The 20335-nt window shown below is 65.3% G+C and carries 24 protein-coding genes and 1 pseudogene; 16 read left to right on the forward strand and 9 right to left on the reverse strand.

All coding sequences use genetic code 11. The features are described from left to right. Nucleotides 1-5: 5 nt before the first annotated feature. Together OWR21_RS04410 and OWR21_RS04415 are read right to left on the reverse strand one after the other, a co-directional pair. Entirely contained in the window at nt 6-449 is a 444-nt protein-coding gene (locus OWR21_RS04410; RefSeq protein WP_147215502.1) for a hypothetical protein, read from the reverse strand. A 112-nt stretch (nt 450-561) separates the two neighbouring features. After that, nucleotides 562-858 (reverse strand): hypothetical protein, encoded by a 297-nt coding sequence (locus OWR21_RS04415; protein ID WP_147215504.1) that lies wholly within the window; start codon nt 856-858, stop codon nt 562-564. A gap of 182 nt (nt 859-1040) precedes the next feature. On the opposite strand from OWR21_RS04415, the gene OWR21_RS04420 reads away from it, so the two are divergent. Next, nucleotides 1041-1826 (forward strand): S24 family peptidase, encoded by a 786-nt coding sequence (locus OWR21_RS04420; RefSeq protein WP_186829297.1) that lies wholly within the window; start codon nt 1041-1043, stop codon nt 1824-1826. A gap of 271 nt (nt 1827-2097) precedes the next feature. On the opposite strand, the gene OWR21_RS04425 is transcribed toward OWR21_RS04420, so the two are convergent. After that, a complete protein-coding gene (locus OWR21_RS04425) occupies nt 2098-2646 on the reverse strand; it encodes a GNAT family N-acetyltransferase (protein WP_332394671.1) in 549 nt (182 codons plus the stop codon). Nucleotides 2647-2807: 161 nt separating this feature from the next. Between OWR21_RS04425 and OWR21_RS04430 the strand changes: the two genes are divergently transcribed. Further along, entirely contained in the window at nt 2808-3785 is a 978-nt protein-coding gene (locus tag OWR21_RS04430; protein WP_332394672.1) for a DedA family protein/thiosulfate sulfurtransferase GlpE, read from the forward strand. Between the two features lie 350 nt (nt 3786-4135). Here OWR21_RS04430 and OWR21_RS04435 read toward each other — a convergent pair whose 3' ends face one another. The 6 genes from OWR21_RS04435 to fliF form a co-directional block, all read right to left on the reverse strand. Further along, nucleotides 4136-5716, reverse strand: coding sequence for a flagellar hook-length control protein FliK (locus OWR21_RS04435; protein ID WP_332394673.1), 1581 nt, complete (start codon nt 5714-5716; stop codon nt 4136-4138). A 38-nt stretch (nt 5717-5754) separates the two neighbouring features. Next, the gene (fliJ, locus tag OWR21_RS04440) at nt 5755-6219 is read right to left on the reverse strand and encodes a flagellar export protein FliJ (protein WP_004631467.1); all 465 of its coding nucleotides are present in this window, start codon (nt 6217-6219) and stop codon (nt 5755-5757) included. 108 nt (nt 6220-6327) lie between these two features. Then, on the reverse strand, nt 6328-7764 hold the full coding sequence (gene fliI / locus OWR21_RS04445; RefSeq protein WP_316874601.1) for a flagellar protein export ATPase FliI: 1437 nt from the start codon (nt 7762-7764) through the stop codon (nt 6328-6330). Continuing rightward, nucleotides 7754-8491 (reverse strand): flagellar assembly protein FliH, encoded by a 738-nt coding sequence (gene fliH, locus OWR21_RS04450; protein ID WP_332394674.1) that lies wholly within the window; start codon nt 8489-8491, stop codon nt 7754-7756. Before fliH ends, fliI begins: the two co-directional genes overlap by 11 nt. 35 nt (nt 8492-8526) lie before the next feature. Then, the gene (fliG, locus tag OWR21_RS04455; RefSeq protein ID WP_027679900.1) at nt 8527-9519 is read right to left on the reverse strand and encodes a flagellar motor switch protein FliG; all 993 of its coding nucleotides are present in this window, start codon (nt 9517-9519) and stop codon (nt 8527-8529) included. After that, the gene (gene fliF, locus OWR21_RS04460) at nt 9516-11345 is read right to left on the reverse strand and encodes a flagellar basal-body MS-ring/collar protein FliF (RefSeq protein WP_316874605.1); all 1830 of its coding nucleotides are present in this window, start codon (nt 11343-11345) and stop codon (nt 9516-9518) included. Before fliF ends, fliG begins: the two co-directional genes overlap by 4 nt. Nucleotides 11346-11628: 283 nt before the next feature. On the opposite strand from fliF, the gene fliE reads away from it, so the two are divergent. The 14 genes and pseudogenes from fliE to OWR21_RS04530 form a co-directional block, all read left to right on the forward strand. Continuing rightward, entirely contained in the window at nt 11629-11970 is a 342-nt protein-coding gene (gene fliE / locus OWR21_RS04465) for a flagellar hook-basal body complex protein FliE (protein WP_316874606.1), read from the forward strand. Nucleotides 11971-12004: 34 nt separating this feature from the next. Then, on the forward strand, nt 12005-13114 hold the full coding sequence (locus OWR21_RS04470) for a glycosyltransferase (protein WP_332394675.1): 1110 nt from the start codon (nt 12005-12007) through the stop codon (nt 13112-13114). Between the two features lie 10 nt (nt 13115-13124). Continuing rightward, nucleotides 13125-13898, forward strand: a complete 774-nt coding sequence (gene rfbF / locus OWR21_RS04475) for a glucose-1-phosphate cytidylyltransferase (RefSeq protein ID WP_332394676.1) — start codon at nt 13125-13127, stop codon at nt 13896-13898. Beyond that, complete coding sequence (rfbG, locus tag OWR21_RS04480; protein ID WP_442968596.1) at nt 13862-14989, forward strand: CDP-glucose 4,6-dehydratase; 1128 nt, start codon at nt 13862-13864, stop codon at nt 14987-14989. Before rfbF ends, rfbG begins: the two co-directional genes overlap by 37 nt. Beyond that, a complete protein-coding gene (rfbC, locus tag OWR21_RS04485) occupies nt 14986-15579 on the forward strand; it encodes a dTDP-4-dehydrorhamnose 3,5-epimerase (RefSeq protein WP_332394678.1) in 594 nt (197 codons plus the stop codon). The genes rfbG and rfbC overlap by 4 nt, the downstream gene beginning before the upstream one ends. Continuing rightward, nucleotides 15576-16391: a DegT/DnrJ/EryC1/StrS family aminotransferase gene (locus tag OWR21_RS04490; RefSeq protein WP_332394679.1), complete on the forward strand. Its 816-nt coding sequence runs from the start codon at nt 15576-15578 to the stop codon at nt 16389-16391. The genes rfbC and OWR21_RS04490 overlap by 4 nt, the downstream gene beginning before the upstream one ends. After that, nucleotides 16345-16725 carry a DegT/DnrJ/EryC1/StrS family aminotransferase gene (locus tag OWR21_RS04495; protein ID WP_332394680.1) on the forward strand — a complete coding sequence of 127 codons (381 nt, stop codon included), beginning with the start codon at nt 16345-16347 and terminating at the stop codon, nt 16723-16725. Before OWR21_RS04490 ends, OWR21_RS04495 begins: the two co-directional genes overlap by 47 nt. Beyond that, a complete protein-coding gene (locus OWR21_RS04500) occupies nt 16710-17363 on the forward strand; it encodes a phytanoyl-CoA dioxygenase family protein (RefSeq protein WP_332394681.1) in 654 nt (217 codons plus the stop codon). Before OWR21_RS04495 ends, OWR21_RS04500 begins: the two co-directional genes overlap by 16 nt. A 4-nt stretch (nt 17364-17367) precedes the next feature. Further along, the gene (locus tag OWR21_RS04505; protein ID WP_332394682.1) at nt 17368-17553 is read left to right on the forward strand and encodes a hypothetical protein; all 186 of its coding nucleotides are present in this window, start codon (nt 17368-17370) and stop codon (nt 17551-17553) included. Nucleotides 17554-17555: 2 nt separating this feature from the next. Continuing rightward, nucleotides 17556-18014, forward strand: coding sequence for a hypothetical protein (locus OWR21_RS04510; RefSeq protein WP_332394683.1), 459 nt, complete (start codon nt 17556-17558; stop codon nt 18012-18014). A 151-nt stretch (nt 18015-18165) separates the two neighbouring features. Further along, on the forward strand, nt 18166-18945 hold the full coding sequence (locus OWR21_RS04515) for a hypothetical protein (RefSeq protein ID WP_332394684.1): 780 nt from the start codon (nt 18166-18168) through the stop codon (nt 18943-18945). After that, on the forward strand, nt 18905-19228 hold the full coding sequence (locus tag OWR21_RS04520) for a GNAT family N-acetyltransferase (protein ID WP_332394685.1): 324 nt from the start codon (nt 18905-18907) through the stop codon (nt 19226-19228). The genes OWR21_RS04515 and OWR21_RS04520 overlap by 41 nt, the downstream gene beginning before the upstream one ends. Further along, complete coding sequence (locus OWR21_RS04525) at nt 19225-19938, forward strand: WbqC family protein (protein ID WP_332394686.1); 714 nt, start codon at nt 19225-19227, stop codon at nt 19936-19938. Before OWR21_RS04520 ends, OWR21_RS04525 begins: the two co-directional genes overlap by 4 nt. Further along, a pseudogene (locus tag OWR21_RS04530) lies at nt 19935-20324 on the forward strand (glycosyltransferase family 2 protein); the annotation flags it as partial. The gene OWR21_RS04525 and the pseudogene OWR21_RS04530, both read left to right, overlap by 4 nt. Between the last annotated feature and the right edge of the window lie 11 nt (nt 20325-20335).

The following is a 20335-nucleotide window of genomic DNA, read 5'->3' on the forward strand; positions in this document are numbered from 1 at the left end:
AATTTTCAGGCAGCCAGCGGAGCGGCCGTCACAGTCACGGCAGCGGCCGCTGCACGCACGGCCTTCGTCATCTGCGCGCGCGCAACTTCCGAATCGATGACGTGCGACATGATCGACTGCGCCTTCGCAAGCCGCACCTTCCAGTGCTTTAGCGTATGCGGCGACGCGCCGTACTTGCGCACGAGAATGCGGCACACCATCTCTGCCGGCATGCGATGCACGTAGTGATACTGCAGCAGCCGCTTGGCTACGGGGTCGGCAATCTTCTGCCACGCTTGCTCGACCAGCCAGCCGTCATTCACGTCGATGCTGACGATGGCTTGCGGCGCGCCGCATTCTGCATCGCGCATGGCGACGGCCAACCGTGCCCACGATGCGCAGTACTGCGGTTGCCAGCTCGGGTCGCGCACGACGCGACTCCAGTTCTCCAGACGGTCTTCGATGCCCATGTCCCTGTCCTCGTATGTTCGTGGCTTGTTGCCGATTTCGGGTTGCGTCACCCTCTCTCGCGCTGTCGCCGCACTTACGGAGGACAGCTCGAGAACGCGATGACGCATGCGTCTATTGGAAAACGCGTACCTGCTCAGGCACGGCGCGCACCGCGCGCACCGACTGCACCCAGCGGCCTGTGACGCCGCATTTGCGTTCCTCATCCAGCTCCAACCGCTTGGCGGCAATCAATTCGCTGCGGCGCGCAGAGACGCTGGATTTCTCAATGCGCAACGCCTGTGCGATTTCGGCAATCGTGGCGGTGCCGCTGCGGGCGACGTAGTCGGCGATACGGTCGCACTGCAGCTTGGCCGTGGACGTGGCGCGGTTACGTCGAAAAGCATCCATCGAAGTTTGGGGGACGGTCATGGGAAGAGGCTCCAGTCGGCGCGGCGTGGCGCGCGGATTGAACAAGATTCGGTTCGACCGAGGCCGCCTGCAGTAGGCAGAGGCGGGAAGCAGGTCGTGCAGAGAAGTTTAGATTGTTCTAAACTGTTGCGTCAAGACACTTCTAATACACAAATTAGAAATTTCTTGCTCTAATGCGACCCATGGACATCTACGACAACCGCCGCCAGTGGCTGACCTACTGGATCCAGACCCTCGTCAACGGAGACCGCTCGGCGTTCGAGCGTCTGTATGGGTATTCGCGCTCGCAGGTCGCGCAGTTCCTCTCGCGCAGCTACCAGGACGGCCGCAGCATCGGCGACATTGCCGCCCGCCGTCTTGAGAAGAAGCTGGGGTTTGCCGACCGGGTGATGGACACACCGTTCTCCGACGCGGCCGCGCAGGCTGCCGGCGGCAGCGCGGGCGATTTGGTCCGCACAAGCGCAGGCGCGTCGGCGCATAGCAAGGGCTTTCCCGCGCGCCCCATCACCACGTACAACAGCCTGGACGAACTGCCGAGCGAGACGACCATTCTCATCACGCATGTCGACGTGGCGCTTTCCGCGGGCAACGGCCGGGAAACCTGGCATGTTGAAGAGAAAGAACCGCTGCCGTTCCAGGCCGATTACGTCCGCAGGCTGGACGCCAGCCCCAAGCACCTCGTGGCGGTGAAAGTGCAGGGCGACAGTATGGAGCCGCGCCTGTTCGATGACGACACGGTGGTCGTCGACAAGGCGGACCGGCGCATCCCCACGGGCGGCGGCGTGTTTGCCCTCGTGTATTGCGGCGAAATGCTGGTGAAGCGGTTGTTCCGCCTGCCCGACGGCTCGATCCGGGTGGTGAGCGACAACAAGGAGAAGCACGATCCGTTCATCGTGACACCAGACCAGCTGGAACACATCGACATCGTTGGCCGCGTCAAATACCGGTCGGGCATGGGCGATTTTTGAGCGCCTGCACGCGCCCCCTCTCAACATGCAAACCCGCTTCGGCGGGTTTTTTCGTATCCGAAGGCGTATTTCTAAACACTCGAGGTAGACATTTCTTGACAAAATGTTAGAAATATCTAAAATGGCAGGACGAAAACGATCTGATCGCCCTGCGCTGAGCCAACCTAACGCAATCCGAATGACTGAAACCGAAACACTCGACCGTATTCTTGAAGCGACCCGCAAGGCATGGGGCCTGCCGGCCGTGCGACGCGGCGGCCCTTCCTTCGCCTCACAGGGCCCGCTGCATCAGCAGACAATCCAGCCAGCGGCCAAACTTGCAGCCCACGGCCTCCAGCACGCCCACCTCCCGAAACCCGCAGCGCGCGTGCAGCTTGGCTGAGCCTGGGTTTTCGCGGCCACCACCCACCACGGCCACCATCTGTTTGAAACCGCGCGTCTGGCATTCGCGGATCAGCGCCGCCAGCAGCAACGTCCCGACGCCCCGTCCCTGAGCGGCGGCGTCAAGGTAGATGGAGTCTTCCACCGTATGACGATACGCAGGCCGCGCACGATGCGGGCCGGCATACGCATAGCCGAGCAGCACCCCGCCGGCCTCCGCCACAACGTAAGGCATGCCGGCATCCTGCAATGCGTGAAAGCGGCGCGTCATCTCGGCCAGATCGGGGGCATCGATTTCGAAGCTGGCGGTGCCAGTGCGCACGTGATGTGCATAGATGCCGACGATGGCCGGCAGGTCCGCCACGGTCGCCGCACGAATGGCGACAGCACCGGGTTCGTGCACGGGAGCGGAAGCGTCGATGGGCATTGCAGAAGACATGGCGGCAGGATGTGGAAGCCGTGTGAAGCGTTCATTGTCACGCCAATTCCACATGAACCGCAGATCGCCGAGCGCATTCCGGTGACATGGCTATCGGGCGGCGCCGGAATGCGGTAACTTGGCAGACGCTTTCGCCCCGCCCTGCCCCCGCCGTCCCTGCCATGCATGACCTGTTTCCCCTGATCGCCGAATACGGCGCGTTTGCCGTATTCCTCAATGTGCTGCTGACGCAAGCCGGCGCGCCGCTGCCGGCCGTGCCGACGCTGCTCGTGGCTGGTGCGCTCACATTCCACGGCCCGCTCTACTTCATGGAGCTTGCGCCCGCCGCCGTGTCCGGCGCGCTGCTGGGTGACGGCCTGTGGTACTTCGCCGGCAAGCGCTATGGCCGGCGCGTCATGGCACTGCTGTGCCGCGTGTCGTTGTCGCCCGATTCCTGCGTGCGGCGCACGCGCACGCAGTTCGAGCGCTGGGGCGCGCCGATGCTGCTGATCGCGAAGTTCATTCCGGGTTTGTCGACCGTGTCGTCTGCGCTGCTGGGCACGATGCGCACGCCGTTCAGCACGTTTGCGCTGTACAACCTGATGGGCTCGGCGGTGTGGGCCACGCTGTGGCTGCTGCTGGGCCGCGTGGCGCACGACAGCATCGACCAGGCGCTGCGCCAGCTCGACGTGCTGGGCATGCGCGCCGTGCTGCTGATCGCGTTGCTGGCGGCGGTATATGTGGCCGCGCGCTGGCTGCAGCGCTGGCGCTTTCGCAAGATGCTGGAGATGGCGCGCATCTCGCCCGACGAGCTGCATGCGCTGATCGAATCAGGCGCGGCACCGGTCATCATCGACGTGCGCGCAGACAGTTCGCGCATGCTGCAGCCGCAACGCATTCCCGGGGCCATGCTGTACGACATGTCTGGCAGCAACCGCGCCATCGAGATCGACGGCCCGGATCGCGAGATCATCATCTACTGCGCCTGCCCCAACGAGGCGTCTGCCGTGATGCTGGCGCGCACGCTGATGGGCCGCGGCTTCAAGCGCGTGCGTCCGCTGCATGGCGGGATCGATGCATGGGTGGCACGCGGCTATGGCGTCGAGCACGTCGTGTCGGTCACGCCCGCCACACTGGCAACGGCGGAAGCCGGCGCCTGAGGCTTTCGGGCAAGCGCACAAAAACAAAAAGCGCACCTCGCGGTGCGCTCTCCCGTAAGTACGGCAAACATGCGGTGCGCCAGCCCCCGGCTCGGACACCCCGCATCGGTCCGTGTGCATCCGCCCGAAGACGGATGTGGCGAAATGATCCCCGTTTGATCCCTTCTTCGCCAGTCGGACTTGACCCCCTTGTTATTCATTTGCAACGCTGCCGCATCCAACATATGCGCGGCGTGTTCGCGTTGTTATTTCCCGTCCTTCTTTCGTTGCCTCGCGGCTGGCCATTTTGCATGGCACTCCTGCGTACTAACGGCAGGCTTGCATCAAACTTTAGGCACCGCCCGTCATCGTCAAGCAAATGTATCGATCGCGCCTTCGTGGGTCGAAACACGGCGCGGTGCCACCGTCTGCGTATCGGCGCGGTCTTGCGAGCCGCCGTTGCCATAACGGCCGCCGTTGCCACCGTTGCCCGAACCGCCACCCTGGTTTTGCGCCGACGCACCTTGCGATGCGTTCTGCTGCTGGCTGAAGTCGCCCGTGCTGACGGACGTTTGCGCAAGCTGCATCCCGCCTTGCTGCATGGCGTCGCGCAGGCGTGGCATGGCGTCCTGCACGAGTTCGGCCACGGCCTGGTGCTGGCAGACAAAGCTCGCGTTGACGGCGCCGTTGTCCACCTCCAGCTTGACGTGCATGCCACCCAGCTCGGCCGGATTCAGCTGCAGCTCGGCCGATGATTGACGATGCACCTGCATGAAGGCGAGCTGGCTGGCCATGCTGTGCGGCCAGGCGGCGTCGCCAAAGGTGGGCAGCGTGTGGATTTGCTGCGGCGTGATCGATGCACCTGCTGCAGCGCCTGCGTTGGCACCGCCCACCGCAAAGGTAGGCGCGGCCATGCCCGCGTCGCCGTTGGCGCGCGACAGCACACCCTGGAACTGCATACCGTTGCCCTGCGCGTTGGCCTGCGCGCCGGCGTTGTCGGCGTTGCCGCCATTGCTGGCGTGGCTGGTGGCATCGGCCACGGCTGCCGTGGGCGTCTGCGTGACGGTGTTGTGTGCGCTCAGGTCGTTGCGGCGCGGCAGGCCGTGGTCGGCATTGGCGCCCTGCGCAGACGACGTGCTGCCGAGCTGGCGCACGGCGGGCGGCGTGTTGTCGGCAACGGCACGCGTGCGGGCCATGGTCTGGGCCAGCGTGCCGCTGTCGGGCAGCGCGGTGGCCGGCGGCGTCGGCGTGTTTGCAGCGTTGCCCTTGGCGTCCTGCGCCGCCGGCAAGCCAGCCGGAGCAGCTTGTGCCGTCATGGCCGGGTCTGCGGGGCTCTGTACCGCGTTTTCAGCTCCGTTGGCCGCGGCGTTTGCGGCGGCCAGTGCGGCGGCGTCATTGCCGGACGATGTACTTGCTACCGGCGTCGCGGCCTTGGTAGCGGCGTTGGTATTCGGTTGGGCCGCAGGCTGGGCGACCGGCTGTTGCGCGGCTGCGGCCTGCTGCGCCGCCTGGCGTGCGGCCTCGATCTGGGCAGCCAGTTGTGCAGCCGGATCCACCACGGCCTGCTGTGCAGCGGTATCGAGATCCTTCGCGCCGGCAGGCTGGGCCGGCTTGGCGTTGACCGTATCGGCGGTGCTGGTGACAGGCGTGGTGATGGCCTGCTCCGGCGTGTTGTCGTCCGCCGGTTTGGCATCCTGATCGGTGCGCGCGGCGCCGGTGCGGGCGACGTCCTTGCGCGCGATATCGGCGCGGCGGCCGGCATCGTCGGCGGCGGATTGCGCATCGGCGCGACGGCGTGCGGCGTCCTGGGCCAGACGGTCCGACAACAGGTTGCCGAAGGTATCGGTGCCGGACGAGGAAGCCTGCGTCTTGTCAGCGGCGGCAGTATTGCCGGCCGACAGCATGGCGCCCAGGTCCTTGGCGGCGGTGTTGGGGGTGGCACTCAAGCCCACGTTGACTCCATCTTGCGACTGCGTGTTCGCGTTCGTCTTCAATTGCCGCCCTGCGCCGCACGCATGCGGATCACCTTGGCGGCGTGTTCGTCGTTGTCGCGCTGGGCGCGGCGTTCTTCGTCCAGGCGCTGCTCTTCAATGTGGCGCTGGCGCAGGATGTCGAACGACTGCTCGCGGCGCTGCTTTTCCAGCCAGTTGGCACGGCTCATTGCAAGCTGCTGCTCCAGCGCATTGATGGTGCCCTTCTGCTGGTGCACGGCATTGCCCAGACGGTCGATAAAGGCGGCGTAGTTGCGCAGGCGCGTAACATCCATGCCGCCTTCGGCGGTGCTCAGCATCTGCTGGTGGTAGTTGTTGCGGTAGTCGGACAGCAGCGCCAGCTTTTGCGTGGCGGCCTCGCGCGTGTTCATCAGGCGGCCGACTTCCTGCGTGGCTTTCTCGGTGTCCTTCTGGGCCAGTTCCAGCACGGTTTCGAGGCGGAACGGCTTGTTCATGGTGGTCATCGGTGGACCCTCCAGCTTCCCGTTACATCAACCCATCGGACGCAAATCCGGCGGCTTTAGCCTTCGGCTTGCGCAACGCTTGCGGCTTCACAGTGTCAAGCGGGCACATCACGCCAGCACTCCCTGCATCTTCTGCAGCGTGTGCTCGCGGCTTTCGTTCTCGAACATGCCCTGCTGCAGGAACGCTTCCATGTCGGGGTAGCGCGCGATGGCCTGGTCGGTCACCGGGTCGCTGCCGCGCGCGTAGGCGCCCACGGCAATCAGGTCGCGGTTGCGCTGGTAGCGGGCGTAGAGCTGCTTGAAGCGGCGCGCCGTGTCGAGCTGCTCGCGCGGCACGATGGCCGACATCACGCGGCTGATCGACTGTTCGATATCGATGGCCGGGTAGTGGCCCTGCTCCGCCAGCTTGCGCGAGAGCACGAAGTGGCCGTCCAGAATGGCGCGGGCCGCATCGGCAATCGGGTCCTGCTGGTCATCGCCTTCGGCCAGCACGGTGTAGAACGCGGTGATGGAGCCGCCGCGGCCGTTGGCATCCACCATGCCGTTGCCGGCACGCTCAACCAGCGCCGGCAGCTTGGCAAACGCCGAGGGCGGATAGCCCTTGGTGGCCGGCGGCTCGCCGATGGCCAGGGCGATCTCACGTTGCGCCATCGCATAACGCGTGAGCGAATCGACGATCAGCAGCACGTTGCAGCCGCGGTCGCGGAAGTATTCGGCAATCGTGTGGGCGTAAGCGGCGCCCTGCAGCCGCATCAGCGGCGAGGTGTCGGCCGGCGCAGCCACCACGGCTGAACGTGCCAGGCCTTCGTCGCCAAGAATCTCGTCGATGAATTCCTTCACTTCGCGGCCGCGCTCGCCGATCAGGCCCACCACCACCACGTCGGCCTGCGTGTAGCGGGCCATCATGCCCAGCAGCACGCTCTTGCCCACGCCGGAGCCGGCAAACAGGCCCAGACGCTGGCCCTGGCCAACGGTCAGCAGACCATTGATGGCGCGCACGCCCACGTCGAGCACATGCTCGATCGGCTTGCGCTTGAGCGGGTTCAGCGGTGCCGGGTTCAACGTGCCCCAGGCGAGATCTTCGTGCGCGCCCAGCGGCCCCTTGCCGTCGAGCGGCTCGCCGTTGGCGTCCACCACACGGCCCAGCAGGCGCGGGCCCACGGGCAGGAACTTGCTGTGCGAAATCGTCGGATCGGCGCCGTCTTCGCTCGACACCGGCAGGCGTTGCGGCTCCAGCGGGAACACGCGCGCACCGGGCACCACGCCCACCAGATCCGTTTGCGGCATCAGGAAGGCGCGCTCTTCTGCAAAGCCCACCACTTCGGCCAGCACGTGGCGACCATGCGGGAGTTCCACGCGGCACGCGCTGCCCACCGGCAGCTTCAGGCCAACGGCTTCCATGACCAGGCCGGCCACGCGCGTGAGCTTGCCGCACGTCACCACCGGGCGCGCCAGGCGCGCGCGCTGCGCGGTCTGCTGCAGGTGGGCTTGCCACATGCGAACGTTCGGATTGTCGGCGGCGGGCTGCACGATCTCAGGCGACATGGAGTGCGCCTCCTGCAACGCGTTCGGCTTCCGAGCGTTCGCTGGCAAGCCATGCGGTATCGCGGCCCAGCGCGCGGGTCAGTTCAGCCCAGCGGGTTTGCAGCGTGGCATCGGTTTCGCCAAAGCGGGTCTGCACACGGCAGCCGCCGCGCTCGATGGCGGCATCGACGATGAGCGTCCAGCCGGCCGCGGCCAGCTCGGTGCCCATCGTCTGGCGGATCAGCTCGGCATCATCGGCATGCACGCGCAACATGGCGGGCGCCGGGGCGGTCGGCGCATCGCCCAGTACTTCGCGAATCATCGGCAGGATGCGTTCGGGCTGCGCATGCAGTGCGCCGCGCAAAAACTGCTGCGCAAGTTGCAGCGCCAGATCCACCAGTTCTTCGGCAACGCTGCCGTTCAGTTGGTCGATCGCCTCGCGCACGGATTGCATGAGCGCGGCGATGTGTTTGGAATCTTCCTCGCCCTGGCGGCGGCCTTGTTCAAAGCCATCCTGAAAGCCTTGCGCAAAACCATCGCGGCGGCCTTCGTCGCGGGCGGTGGCAAGCTCCGCGTCAAGCGCGGCCTGCCATTCCTCTTCGGAAATCGGCGGCTCTTCGGGCTCGGGCGGCGGAGGCGGCGGCGCGGCTGCAGCAGCGGCCTCTGCGGCCTGCCGCCGGAAGTCGGTCGGCTCCCACGCCTGGTATTCGACCAGCGTGTCGCGCGGGATGATCGGCGGACGCGGCATCTCAGCGCCCCATCAAAACAAAGCGGCCCGCACGGTCAGACATAAGCGTCCTCCGCCTTGCGGCCGATGGTGATTTCGCCTTCGTCGGCCAGACGGCGCGCAACGACCAGAATTTCCTTCTGCTGCGCTTCGACTTCCGACACCTTGACGGGGCCGAGCACTTCCAGCTCTTCCTTGAGCATCGTGCCGGCACGCTGCGACATGTTGGCAAACACCTTGTCGCGGAACTCCTGCTTGGCGCCCTTGAGTGCCACCACCAGAACGTCCTGGCTAATCTCGCGCAGCAGCGTCTGCAGCGCACGGCCGTCCAGATCGATCAGGTTGTCGAACACGAACATCTTCTCGACGATGGCGTCGGCCAGTTCCGGGTCGCGCGAACGCACGCCTTCGATGACGGAGCTTTCCACGGCGCTCGGCACCAGGTTGAGGATTTCCGCTGCCGTGAGCACGCCGCCCATCGCGTTCTTCTTGCGGTGGTCGTTGCCTTGCAGCAGCTTGGTCAGCACGTCGTTCAGCTCGCGCAGGGCGCTGGGCTGAATGCCGTCGAGCGTGGCGATACGCAGGATGGTGTCGTTGCGCAGGCGCTCGGTGAAATAGGTCAGGATTTCCGAAGCCTGATCGCGGTCAAGGTGGACCAGGATCGTGGCGATGATCTGCGGGTGCTCGTTGCGGATCAGTTCGGCCACCGACGATGCATCCATCCACTTCAGGCCTTCGATGCCGCTGGTGTCACCGCCCGAGAGGATGCGGTCGATGATGTTGGCGGCGCGGTCGTCGCCGAGTGCCTTGCGGAAGACGGTGCGGATGTACTCGTTCGAATCCACGTCCAGCGGCAGGTCTTCGGCTTCAACGAAGAACGCGTCAAAGGCGTCGAGCACACGCTCGCGCGAGACGTTCTTCAGCGCGGCCATGGTCGCGCCCAGCTTCTGCACTTCGCGCGGGCCCAGGTGCTTGAGCACTTCGGCGGCTTCGCTTTCGCCCAGCGACATCATGAGGATGGCGCTGCGTTGGAGTCCTTCGGCGCTCATTCGTTACTCACCCATTGTTTGATGACGGCCGCGACGGCGCGCGGGTTGCTCTGCGCCACGCGGCGCATGGTCTCGAGCTTCTTCTCGAAGTCGTTGTTCTTGAGTTGCGGCAGCGCGTCCGGCAGCTCTTCGGATTCGGCGCCGGCAGCCGCCGGGCCTTCCAGCTCCGGCCCGGCCGAAGCCGCGGCACCGGTGATGATCGGGGCGTTCGGGTCTTCGCCTTCGCGGCCGACAAAGGTGGCCGTGGCCGCCTCGTCCTTCTTGCCCATCGAGCGGATCGCCGGACGGATCACGGCGAACACCAGGATCAGGAAACCGATGGCCAGTGCCAGATACTTGGCGCCCTGGATGCCGTACTGGATCATCTCCGGCTGCTTCCACAGCGGCAGGTCGTCCTTGGCCATCGGCAGCGTGCCCGAGAACTGGCTGTTGACCACGTTCACGGAGTCACCACGCTTGGCGTCAAAGCCCACGGCGTCCTTGACCAGGGCGTTGAGCTTGGTCATCTCGGCTTCCGACAGCGGCTTCCAGGTCTTGCCGTCGCCACGGTAGTTGACGACCACGGCCACCGACAGGCGGCGCACGGTGCCCACCGCGGCGCGGGTCCGGCGCACGGTCTTGTCGACTTCGTAGTTGGTCGTGGTGTCGCGGGTGCTCGACGAATTGCCGGTGGTCGCGGTGCCGCTCGAGTTGGCAGCCGCCGCTTGCTGCGGTTGACCGTTCGGGCCCGTTGCAGCCGGTTGCGAGGCCGGAGCCGGTGCGGTCGGCAGCATGCGCGGCGCGGTCGGCGGCTGGTTGGACAGCGCGCCGGGCACGCCGCCCTGGGCGTCGGCCTTGTTCTGCGTGGCCTCGGCGGTGTGCGTGCTGCGCACGGCGGCGTTCGCCGGGTCCTGGTTGGGACGATACGTTTCGGCCATCTGCTCAGTGTTGTCCAGATCGACGTCGGCCGTCACCTGCGCGCGCACGTTGTCTTCGCCCACCACGGGGCCGAGGATGGCTTCGATGCGCTTGATATAGCCCTGCTCGACGTCGCGCACGTAGCTCAGCTGCGTCGGGTCGAGGCCCGAGGCGTTGTCCTGGAACGACGACGACAGCAGGCGGCCGGACTGATCGACCACCGTCACGTTGGCCAGCGGCAGGTTCGGCACGCTGCTCGACACCAGGTGGCCAATGGCCTGCACCTGCGAGCGGTCGAGCATGCGGCCCGGATACAGCTTGAGCAGCACCGAGGCGCTCGGCTTGGCCTGCTCGCGCACGAACACCGACGGCTTGGTCATCGCCAGATGCACGCGGGCGGACTGCACCTCCTGCATGGCCTGGATGGTGCGGGCCAGCTCGCCTTCCAGGGCGCGCTGGTAATTGACTTGCTCGGCAAACTGGCTCGTGCCGAATTTCTGGTTCTCCATCAGCTCGAAGCCGGCCTGACCGCCCTTGGGCAGGCCTTGCGAAGCGAGCTTCAGACGGGCTTCATGCACGCTCGCCTCGGGCACCATGATGGCGGTGCCGCCTTCGGCAAAGCGGTACGGCACGTTCATTTGCTGCAGTGCGGCGATGATCGCCCCGCCGTCGCTGTCGGACACATTGCTGTACAGGACGCGATAGTCCGGCGCGCGGCTCCACAGCATCGCGGCGGCAATGACGGCCACCAGCGCGGCACCGCCGATCATCATCAGCAGGCGCGGCGACAAACGGCCGAGCGGGCCCAGGGCGCCCAGCGCACCTGCACCTCCCGCTTTCTGGCGCGTCATCGCGCCCTGGCCCACCGCCGGCATATCGACCGTACCGAGCGTGTCGGCGACAGCAACCGAATCGGCTGTCGTTGGCATCCCAAATCTCCTGACTGACTACGTTGCTTGAGCGCTCGCCCAACGTCTGGGCATGGCTCCGTGGTTGCCATTATCGGCAGCGGGTGCGCAAGCAAATTGCCAAGAAGAGGGCGTTTTCCCGTTCTTTTGGGCGCTTGGGAACGGCGGCCGGGCGGCTACCTTTGCATCACCGTGGCGCCATGGCGACCAGCCGGCCGAGGCGGAAAACGCCCAGAAAAGCCGGCCCAGGCAGTCAAGCAACGGCGCCGCAAGCAAGTCAGAGCAAAAGAGGAGTTGTCTTCACATGGATATTACGAACGCCAATTCAGTGGTCTCGCTGATGAACAGCGTGCTGGCGCCGTCCAAGACGGTGGGCGGCATTGGGGCGGGCGGTTCCGGCACGGGCGAAGACGCCAAGGTCAGCGTCGACTTCGGTGCGGTGCTCAAGTCGTCGCTGGACCGGGTGGATGCGTCGCAGCAGAAGGCCGAATCCGTCTCGCGCAGCTTCGAAATGGGCAACAACGACGTGGATCTGCATGACGTGATGCTCTCGCTGCAAAAGGCCAACATTGACATGCAGACCGCGGTGCAGGTGCGCAACAAGTTTGTCTCGGCGTACCAGAGCATCATGAGCATGTCGATCTAACGTCACTTTTCACGCTTTCCTTTTTTCGCGCCGCATGTCCAAACACGCCAAACACCGCGCCAAGCCCGCCAAGAGCAGTCTTGCGCTGGTCGTCATCGCCCGCGACGAGGCCGCGTGCATCGAGCGCTGCCTGATGAGCGCCAAGCCGCACGTCGACCGCATGATCGTGTTGGACACCGGCTCGACCGACGACACCGTGGCGATCGCCAAGGCGTGCGGCGCCCAGGTGCACCATTTCACGTGGGTGGACGACTTTTCAGCCGCCCGCAACGCCGCGCTGGACGCCGCCAATGCGGACTGGAACCTCGTGCTGGACGCCGACGAATGGATCGAAGCCGGCACGGACGAGCTGCGCGACGCCTGCACCTTCGGCCCGTTGCTGGGCGTGGTGTGCATCCGCAGCGGGTTTGAAGTCTCGGGCAAGGTGGAGCAATCCAACAGCTGGATTGCGCGCCTGCTGCCGCGCGGCGTGCGTTACAAGGGCCGCATCCACGAGCAGCCCGATGCCGACCTGCAGCGGGTTCGCCTGCCGCTGGTGATCGGCCACGACGGCTACCTCGACGTCAAGCTCGAGAAGAAGCGCGGGCGCAACCACACCCTGCTCCAGCTGGAGCTGGCCGCGCGTCCGGACGATCCGTACGTGCTCTACCAGCTCGGCAAGGATTTCCAGATCAACCAGGGCGACGCCGCCCAGGCCGCAGAGTATTACCGCCGCGCCGTGGCGACGGCACCGAAGCAGTCGCCCTATCGGCACGACCTGTGTATCTGCCTGCTGGCGTGCCTGAGCCAGACCGGACAACTCGACGAAGCCATCACCCTGGCCGGCGAGTGGATGGACGAATGGTCGGGCTCGCCGGACTACTTCTACCTGCTCGGCCACCTGATGTTTGAAGCCGCCGCCAAGCACCCGGCCCAGGCCGAGAAGCAATGGCTGCCGATGGCGGAAAACGCCTTCCTGAAGTGCCTGGAGATTGGCGAGCAGCCCAAGCTGGACGCCGCCGTATTCGGGCGCGGCAGCTTTGCCGCCGCAAAGTACCTGGCGCTGACCTACCGCGCCCTGGCCGACACGCTGGCCATCAAGTCGAACCAATATTCCGACCTCGCGCGGCAGATGCAGGAACGCAGCGCAGTCGCCGCCGCATGAGCACGCAATCATGAAGACAGTCATCCTGGCCGGGGGCCTCGGCACGCGCATCAGCGAAGAATCGCACCTGCGGCCCAAGCCGATGATCGAGATTGGCGGCCGCCCGATCCTGTGGCACATCATGAAGATCTATGCCGCCCACGGCATCAACGACTTCATCATCTGCCTTGGCTACAAGGGCTACGTCATCAAGGAGTATTTCGCCAACTACTTCCTGCACATGTCGGACGTGACGTTCGATATGTCGAAGAACGAAGTGACCGTGCACGAGCGCCATGCCGAGCCGTGGCGCATCACGCTGGTCGACACGGGCGAGCAATCGCAGACCGGCGGGCGCCTGAAGCGCGTGGCCGCCTATCTGGACCCGAACGAGCCGTTCTGCTTCACCTACGGCGACGGCGTGTCGGACATCGACATCACGAGCAAGATCGCCTTCCACCGCGCGCACGGCAAGATGGCCACCGTGACGGCCGTGCAGCCGCCGGGCCGCTACGGCATGCTCCAGCGCGACGGCGCACGCGTGACCGGCTTTACCGAAAAGCCGCCCGGCGACGGCGGCAGCTGGATCAACGGCGGCTTCTTCGTGCTCAATCCGGCGGTGATCGAATACATCGCAACCGAAGACACGCCGTGGGAAGGCGCGCCCATGGCACGCCTGGCCGAGATGGGCGAACTGAACACGTTCGAGCACCACGGCTTCTGGCAGCCGATGGACACGCTGCGCGACAAGAACAGTCTGGAAGCCCTATGGCAAGCAGGGAGTGCACCGTGGAAAAAGTGGTGACGCTCGACCCGCGTGCGTGGGCTGGCAAGCGCGTCTTCCTGACCGGTCATACGGGCTTCAAGGGCAGCTGGCTGGCACTGTGGTTGCGCCAGCTTGGCGCCGATGTTTACGGCTACAGCCTGGCGCCCGAAACGCACCCGAATCTCTTTACGCTGGCCGAGGTGGAATCCGCCATGGCCGGCCACACGCTGGGCGATATCCGTGACGCGGATGGCCTGCGTGCCGCGATGACCGCGGCGCGACCCGACGTCGTCTTTCACCTGGCCGCGCAACCGCTGGTGCGCGCGTCGTACCAGGACCCGGTCGGCACGTACGCCACCAACGTCATGGGCACCGTGAATGTGCTGGAAGCCGCGCGCGCATGCGCCGGCCTGTCGGCCATCGTGGTGGCGACCACCGACAAGTGCTACGACAACCGCGAATGGGCCTGGGGCTACCGCGAGACGGATGCACTTGGCGGCCATGATCCTTACAGCGCGTCCAAGGCTTGCGCCGAACTGGTGGCCGCAAGCTACCGGCGCGCCTTCTTCGCCAACGGCCCGCTGCTGGCCACCGGCCGCGCTGGCAATGTCATCGGCGGTGGCGACTGGTCGGAAGATCGCCTCATTCCCGATGCCGAGCGCGCGATGCGTGCCGGTACGCCGCTGGTGATCCGCTCACCGCACGCCACGCGGCCGTGGCAGCACGTCCTGGATTGCCTGCATGGGTACCTGGTGCTCGCGCAACGGCTGCTGGCCGGCGACGCCGCGTGCGCAACCGCCTGGAACTTCGGCCCGGACAGCGCCGCCACACGCACGGTCGAACAGGTCTTGCGAGGCTTGCAGCAACATTGGCCCGCACTGATCTGGCAACTGGACGCCAATGCCGCCACCGGCAAGCACGAGGCCGGCATGCTGCATCTCGACGCCAGCCGGGCACGCCAGCAGCTAGGCTGGCAGACAGCGTGGCCGTTCGAAACTGCGCTGGAACAGACCGCCGCGTGGTATCGGCATCTGCATGAAAAAAGCGCGGATGCGCGCGCGCTGTGCGACCAGCAGATCGACCGCTTCACCGCCGCCGCATCTGCTGCCACACGCAGGAGCGCCGCATGAGCCGCTTCACCATCCAACCGACGCCGCTGGCCGGCGTGGTCGAGATCAACCGCAAGGTGATCGGTGACCATCGCGGCTACTTCACGCGCTTCTTCTGCGCAGACGAACTGGCCGCCGCCGGCTTCGACAGCCCGATCGCGCAAATCAATCACTCGTATTCCGCCAAGCGCGGCACCGTGCGCGGGCTGCATTTTCAGTACCCGCCGCATGCCGAGATCAAGCTGGTGAGTTGCGTGCGCGGCCGTGTGTTCGACGTGGCCGTTGACCTGCGCGCAGGCTCGCCGACGTTCCTGCAATGGCATGCGGTGGAGTTGTCCGCCGACCGCCACAACAGCCTGCTGGTGCCGCGCGGGTTTGCCCACGGCTTCCAGGCGCTGGAAGACGATTGCGAGCTGCTGTATCTGACCTCGACGCCGTACGCGCAAGCCGCTGAAGACGGGCTCAACCCGACCGACGGCCGCCTGGCCATCGCCTGGCCGCTCGACATGACCGAATGCTCCGACCGGGACCGCAACCATCCGCCGCTGACCGACGCGTTTGCGGGCATCACGTTGCGTGTCCAGAATCCTGAACTGCAGGAACAGCCATGACTCAGAAAATTCTGTACTCCAAGCCGTCGATCACCGAGCTGGAAGTCGAATACGCCACCGACGCCGCACGCAACGGTTGGGGCGACCAGTGCTACGCCTACATCAGCCGTTTCGAAAAGCAGTTTGCGGAATTTGTCGGCACGCAGTACGCCATTGCCACCTCAAGCTGCACCGGAGCCATGCACATGGGCCTGGCCGCGCTCGGCATCGGCGCCGGCGACGAGGTGATCCTGGCCGACACGAACTGGATCGCCACGGCATCGCCCATCACTTACGTGGGCGCGACGCCAGTGTTTGTCGACATCCTGCCGGACACCTGGTGCCTGGACCCGGCGCTCGTGGAAGCGGCCATCACGCCGCGCACGAAGGCGATCATCGCCACGCACCTCTACGGCAACCTGTGCGAGATGGACCGCCTGCTCGACATCGGCAAGCGCCACGGCATTCCGGTCATCGAAGACGCGGCCGAGGCGGTGGGTTCGCGCTGGCACGGCCACGCAACGGGATCGCAAGGCATCTTCGGCACGTTCTCGTTCCATGGCACCAAGACCATGACGACGGGCGAAGGCGGCATGTTCGTCACCAACGACCGCGCGCTGTACGACCGCGTCATGACGCTGAACAACCATGGCCGGGTGCCGGGCGGCAAGCAGTTCTGGTCCGACTTCATCGGCTTCAAGTACCGCATTTCCAACGTGCAGGCCGCCATCGGCTGCGCGCAGCTCGAGCGCATCGACGCGCTCGTTGCACGCAAGCGCGAGATCTTTGCCGAGTATCAGGCGCACCTGGCGGCGTTGCCGGTTTGGCACTGAACCCCGAGGCGCCCGGCACGCTCAACAGCTACTGGATGCCCACCGTCGTGTTCGACGAAGCGCTCGGCATTACGCGCGACGGGCTGCTGGCCGCGTTCTCGCGGCGCGGCATCGATGCGCGCGTGTTCTTTATCCGCTGAGCCAGACGGAGTTGTTCGGCACGTCCGAGGCCACCGGGCGCCACAACGCGCCCAACAGCTACGCGATTGCCGAGCGCGCCATCAACCTGCCGTCGTATCACGACATGTCGAGCGAGAACATCGCGACGGTGTGCAACGTGGTGCTCGATCTCGTGAAAGCCCACCAGGAGACGCTGACATGCCTGGCATCCTGAGCCCCGACCAGATCGAGACCTTCCAGCGCGACGGCCTGCTGATCCTGCGCGACTTCTACGCGCCGTCGCAGATCGAGCCGATCCAGCGCGCCAGCTACGACATCATCGGTCTGGTGATCGACAAATACCGCCTCGACATCGAGCGCGCGCCGTTTGCGCCGGAACGGTTCGACGACGGTTATCAGGCCGTCATCAAGGCCAATCGCAAGTACGGCGCCGAGGTGTACGACGCCGTCAAGCAGATCCCCGCGTTTGTCCGCCTGCTAGGGGACGAGCGCCATGAGCAGCTCGTTCGCGAAGTGCGCCCCGGCGCGCTGCCGGGCATTGCGCACGCGGGCTCCGGCATCCGCATCGACAATCCGCGCGAAGAGAAATTTCGCGCCAACTGGCATCAGGAATACCCGGCCCAGTTGCGCAGCCTGGACGGCGTGGTGTTCTGGAGCCCGCTGGTCGAAATCACGCCCGAGATCGGGCCGGTGGAGTTCTGCCCCGGCTCGCACGTCGAAGGCCCGCTGCCCGTCTTCAGCGCCGACCCGGACAACGCCGGCAAGCAAGGCGCCTACGCATTGCTGATCAAGGACGAGGCCAGCTACCTCGCGCGCTATCCGCACGTGCAACCGCCTCACCAAGCCGGGTGACCTGGTGATGGTCGACTTTCTGGTGCTGCACGCCTCGGGACACAACACGAGCCAGCGTTCGCGCTGGTCGATGCAGTTCCGCTACTTCAATTTCTGCGAGCCGACCGGGCGCTCGCACGGTTGGAAGGGTTCGTACGCCAACGGCGTCGACTTCCGTACCGTCCACCCTGAACTCTCCGTGGAAGCCTGACCATGACTCAAGGTGCACTGCCCTGCAACGTCTGCCAGCAGCCGCTGGCCGAGCCGATTTATCGCGCGGCGCCGCAAAGCTCGCTGTCTTCCCTGCGTCGTGCCATGGACGGCACGCTGGAAGTGTTCTGCTGCGCCGCGTGCGGCCACATCCAGACCGCCGAGCTGTGCGACAACGGCAGCTTCTACGACACCGAGTACGACATCCTCGTCAACAGCGAGGAAGAAGACCAGATCTACGCAGTCGAGAACGGCCAGAAGATCTTCCGTGCCGACCACCAAGTCGCCACCTTCCAGCGCAAGCTGGCCTTGCAAGGCGCGCTGCATGAGGGCGCGCGCGTAGTCGACTTCGGCTGCGCAAAGAGCGCCACCATGCGCCTGCTCAAGCAGCAGCGCCCCGACGTGAACGTCCATCTGTTCGACATCAGCGACCGCTACGTCGGCTTCTGGGAAAATTCCTGAGCCCCGGACAATGGGCGACGTACACGATCCCGCCGGCATGGCAGCGTTCGTTCGATGTCGTCAGCCTCGTTCTTCTCGCTCGAACACATCCCCGACCTGACGACGGCGCTGCGCAACATTCACGGCTGCTGCGCGATGGCGGCGCCAGGCGATGATCGTCCCGAACACGTTCACCAACTCGGTGGATTTTCTGGTGGCGGATCACGTCAACCACTTCACGCACACGTCGCTGCAGACGCTGCTGGCCAACCACGGGTTTGACTTGCTCGAAGCCGATGCGCAGAGCCACCGTGGCGCCTTCGTCGTGACCGCCGTGCGCCGTCCTGGCGACAGCAAAGTCGCGCCGGTGCTCGATGCGCAAGCATTGGCCGACACGCAAAGCGCCGCTCGCAAGCTGGCCTTCTGGCAACAGGCCTCCAGCCACCTGACGACTTTGAAACGCAGCACGGCAGCGCCCCGCCGTCATTTACGGCGCGGGTTTCTACGGTGCCTACACCGCAAGCAACCTGCAACAGCCGCATGCCCTGCGCGCGTTTGTCGATCAGAACCTGTACCTGCAAGGGTCCTCCCTGGCGGCAAACCGGTGGTGGCGCTGGACAGCATTCTGGACGAAGTTGAAGTGGTGTACCTGGCCGTGAATCCGGTCATTGCCGATGAAGTGCGGCACACCGTGGAAGCTGCGTATCCGAATCGCTTCCGCTATTTCCGCTTCAGCCATGATCGCGCGCGGCCTCCGTCCGGAATGGCGCGAGCGACATCCTCAACTGCTGCCGCTGCGCAACGATGTGCGACGCAGCCGCACTGCGACGCGTCCGCGGCCGAATCCGCCGCGAGCGTGCGCGACTGGCTGATCGCGAAATCGAAGCAGAGCGACCTGGTGCTCTTCGTCATTGCCAGCCAGGCAGACAGCGTGCTGGGCTACCGCAGCTGAACCACATCGATGCGGTCAACCGACACGCTTCGCTTGGCATTGCCTGGCGTCGTCCGCGCAAGGCAAGGGCCATGGGCGGGCCGCATGCGAAGCCGCGTTTGCCTACGCCAGCGAAACGCTGTGCCTGCGCAAGATCACGCTGGAAGTGCTGGCCGAAAACACGCGCGCCATCGCGCTGTACGAAAAGCTCGACTTCCGCACCGTCGGCACGTTGGCTGGCCACTACCTGCAAGACAACCGCTGGCACGACGTTGTCCTGATGGAACGGATGCTGTCGTCATGAAGGTCGTGATCACACAACCGATGCTGTTCCCGTGGGTCGGTCTGCTCGAACAGATCATGCTGGCCGACGTGCTCGTCAATTACGCCGACGTACAGTTCTCCAAGGGCAGCTTCACCAACCGCGTGCAGATCAAGGAGCCGGCCGGCACGCGCTGGATGACGGTGCCGCTGGAGAAGTTCCACCTGGGCGCCCGCATTGATGAAGTCAAACCGGCTGCCAACGTCGACTGGCGAGCGCAGCATCTGCGCATGCTGGAGCAGGCCTACGAGGCCGCGCCGCATGCAAGCGACATGCTGGCGCTGGTGCGCTCCGTGTACGAAGCCGACTACACCAACATGGGCGCGCTGGCACTGGCGTCCATGCGCGCGGTGTGCCGTTATCTGGGCATCGACCTGGACAGCAAATTTGTCGACGCGCCTGAACTGGACATTCCCGGCCGCAACACCGACCGCGTGCTCGCCATCGTGAAGAAGCTGCACGGCGACACCTACATCACCGGACACGGCGCCAAGAACTACCTGGCCCACGCCGATTTCGAGCAGCAAGGCGTTGCCGTCGAATACATGAACTACGCCATGCGGCCGTACACGCAACTGCATGGCGCGTTCACCCTGTTTGTCAGCAGCCTGGACCTGATTGCCAATCATGGCCCGGCCGGCAAGCAGTACATGTGCCCTCAGACCCTCCACTGGCGCGAGTTCATCCAATGAGTGAAATCGAAGCAATCCAACCCGAAGCGCCGCAAGACGTGGCGCCCGTGAAGCAGGCGGAGGCCATCCAGCAGGTTGCGCTGAGCGTCTGCATCCCGACCTACAACCGCGCCCGCTATCTCGAGAATCTGCTTGCAGAACTCGTCTCGCAGATCGGCGAGCTGAAGTTCAGCTATGAATTGCTGATCGGCGACAACTGCTCGACGGATGCCACCGAAGAAGTCGTGGGCCGTTATCAGGACAAGCTGAACATCCGGTATTTCCGCCGCCCGTCGAACCTCGGCTCGGCAGAAAACCTGAACCAGCTCTATCGCAGCGCGCAGGGCAAGTACGTGCTCTACCACGCCGACGACGACCTGCCGATCCTGGCCGAGATCAACAACAACATCGACATCTT

Source organism: Ralstonia sp. 1B3 (genome assembly GCF_036631435.1).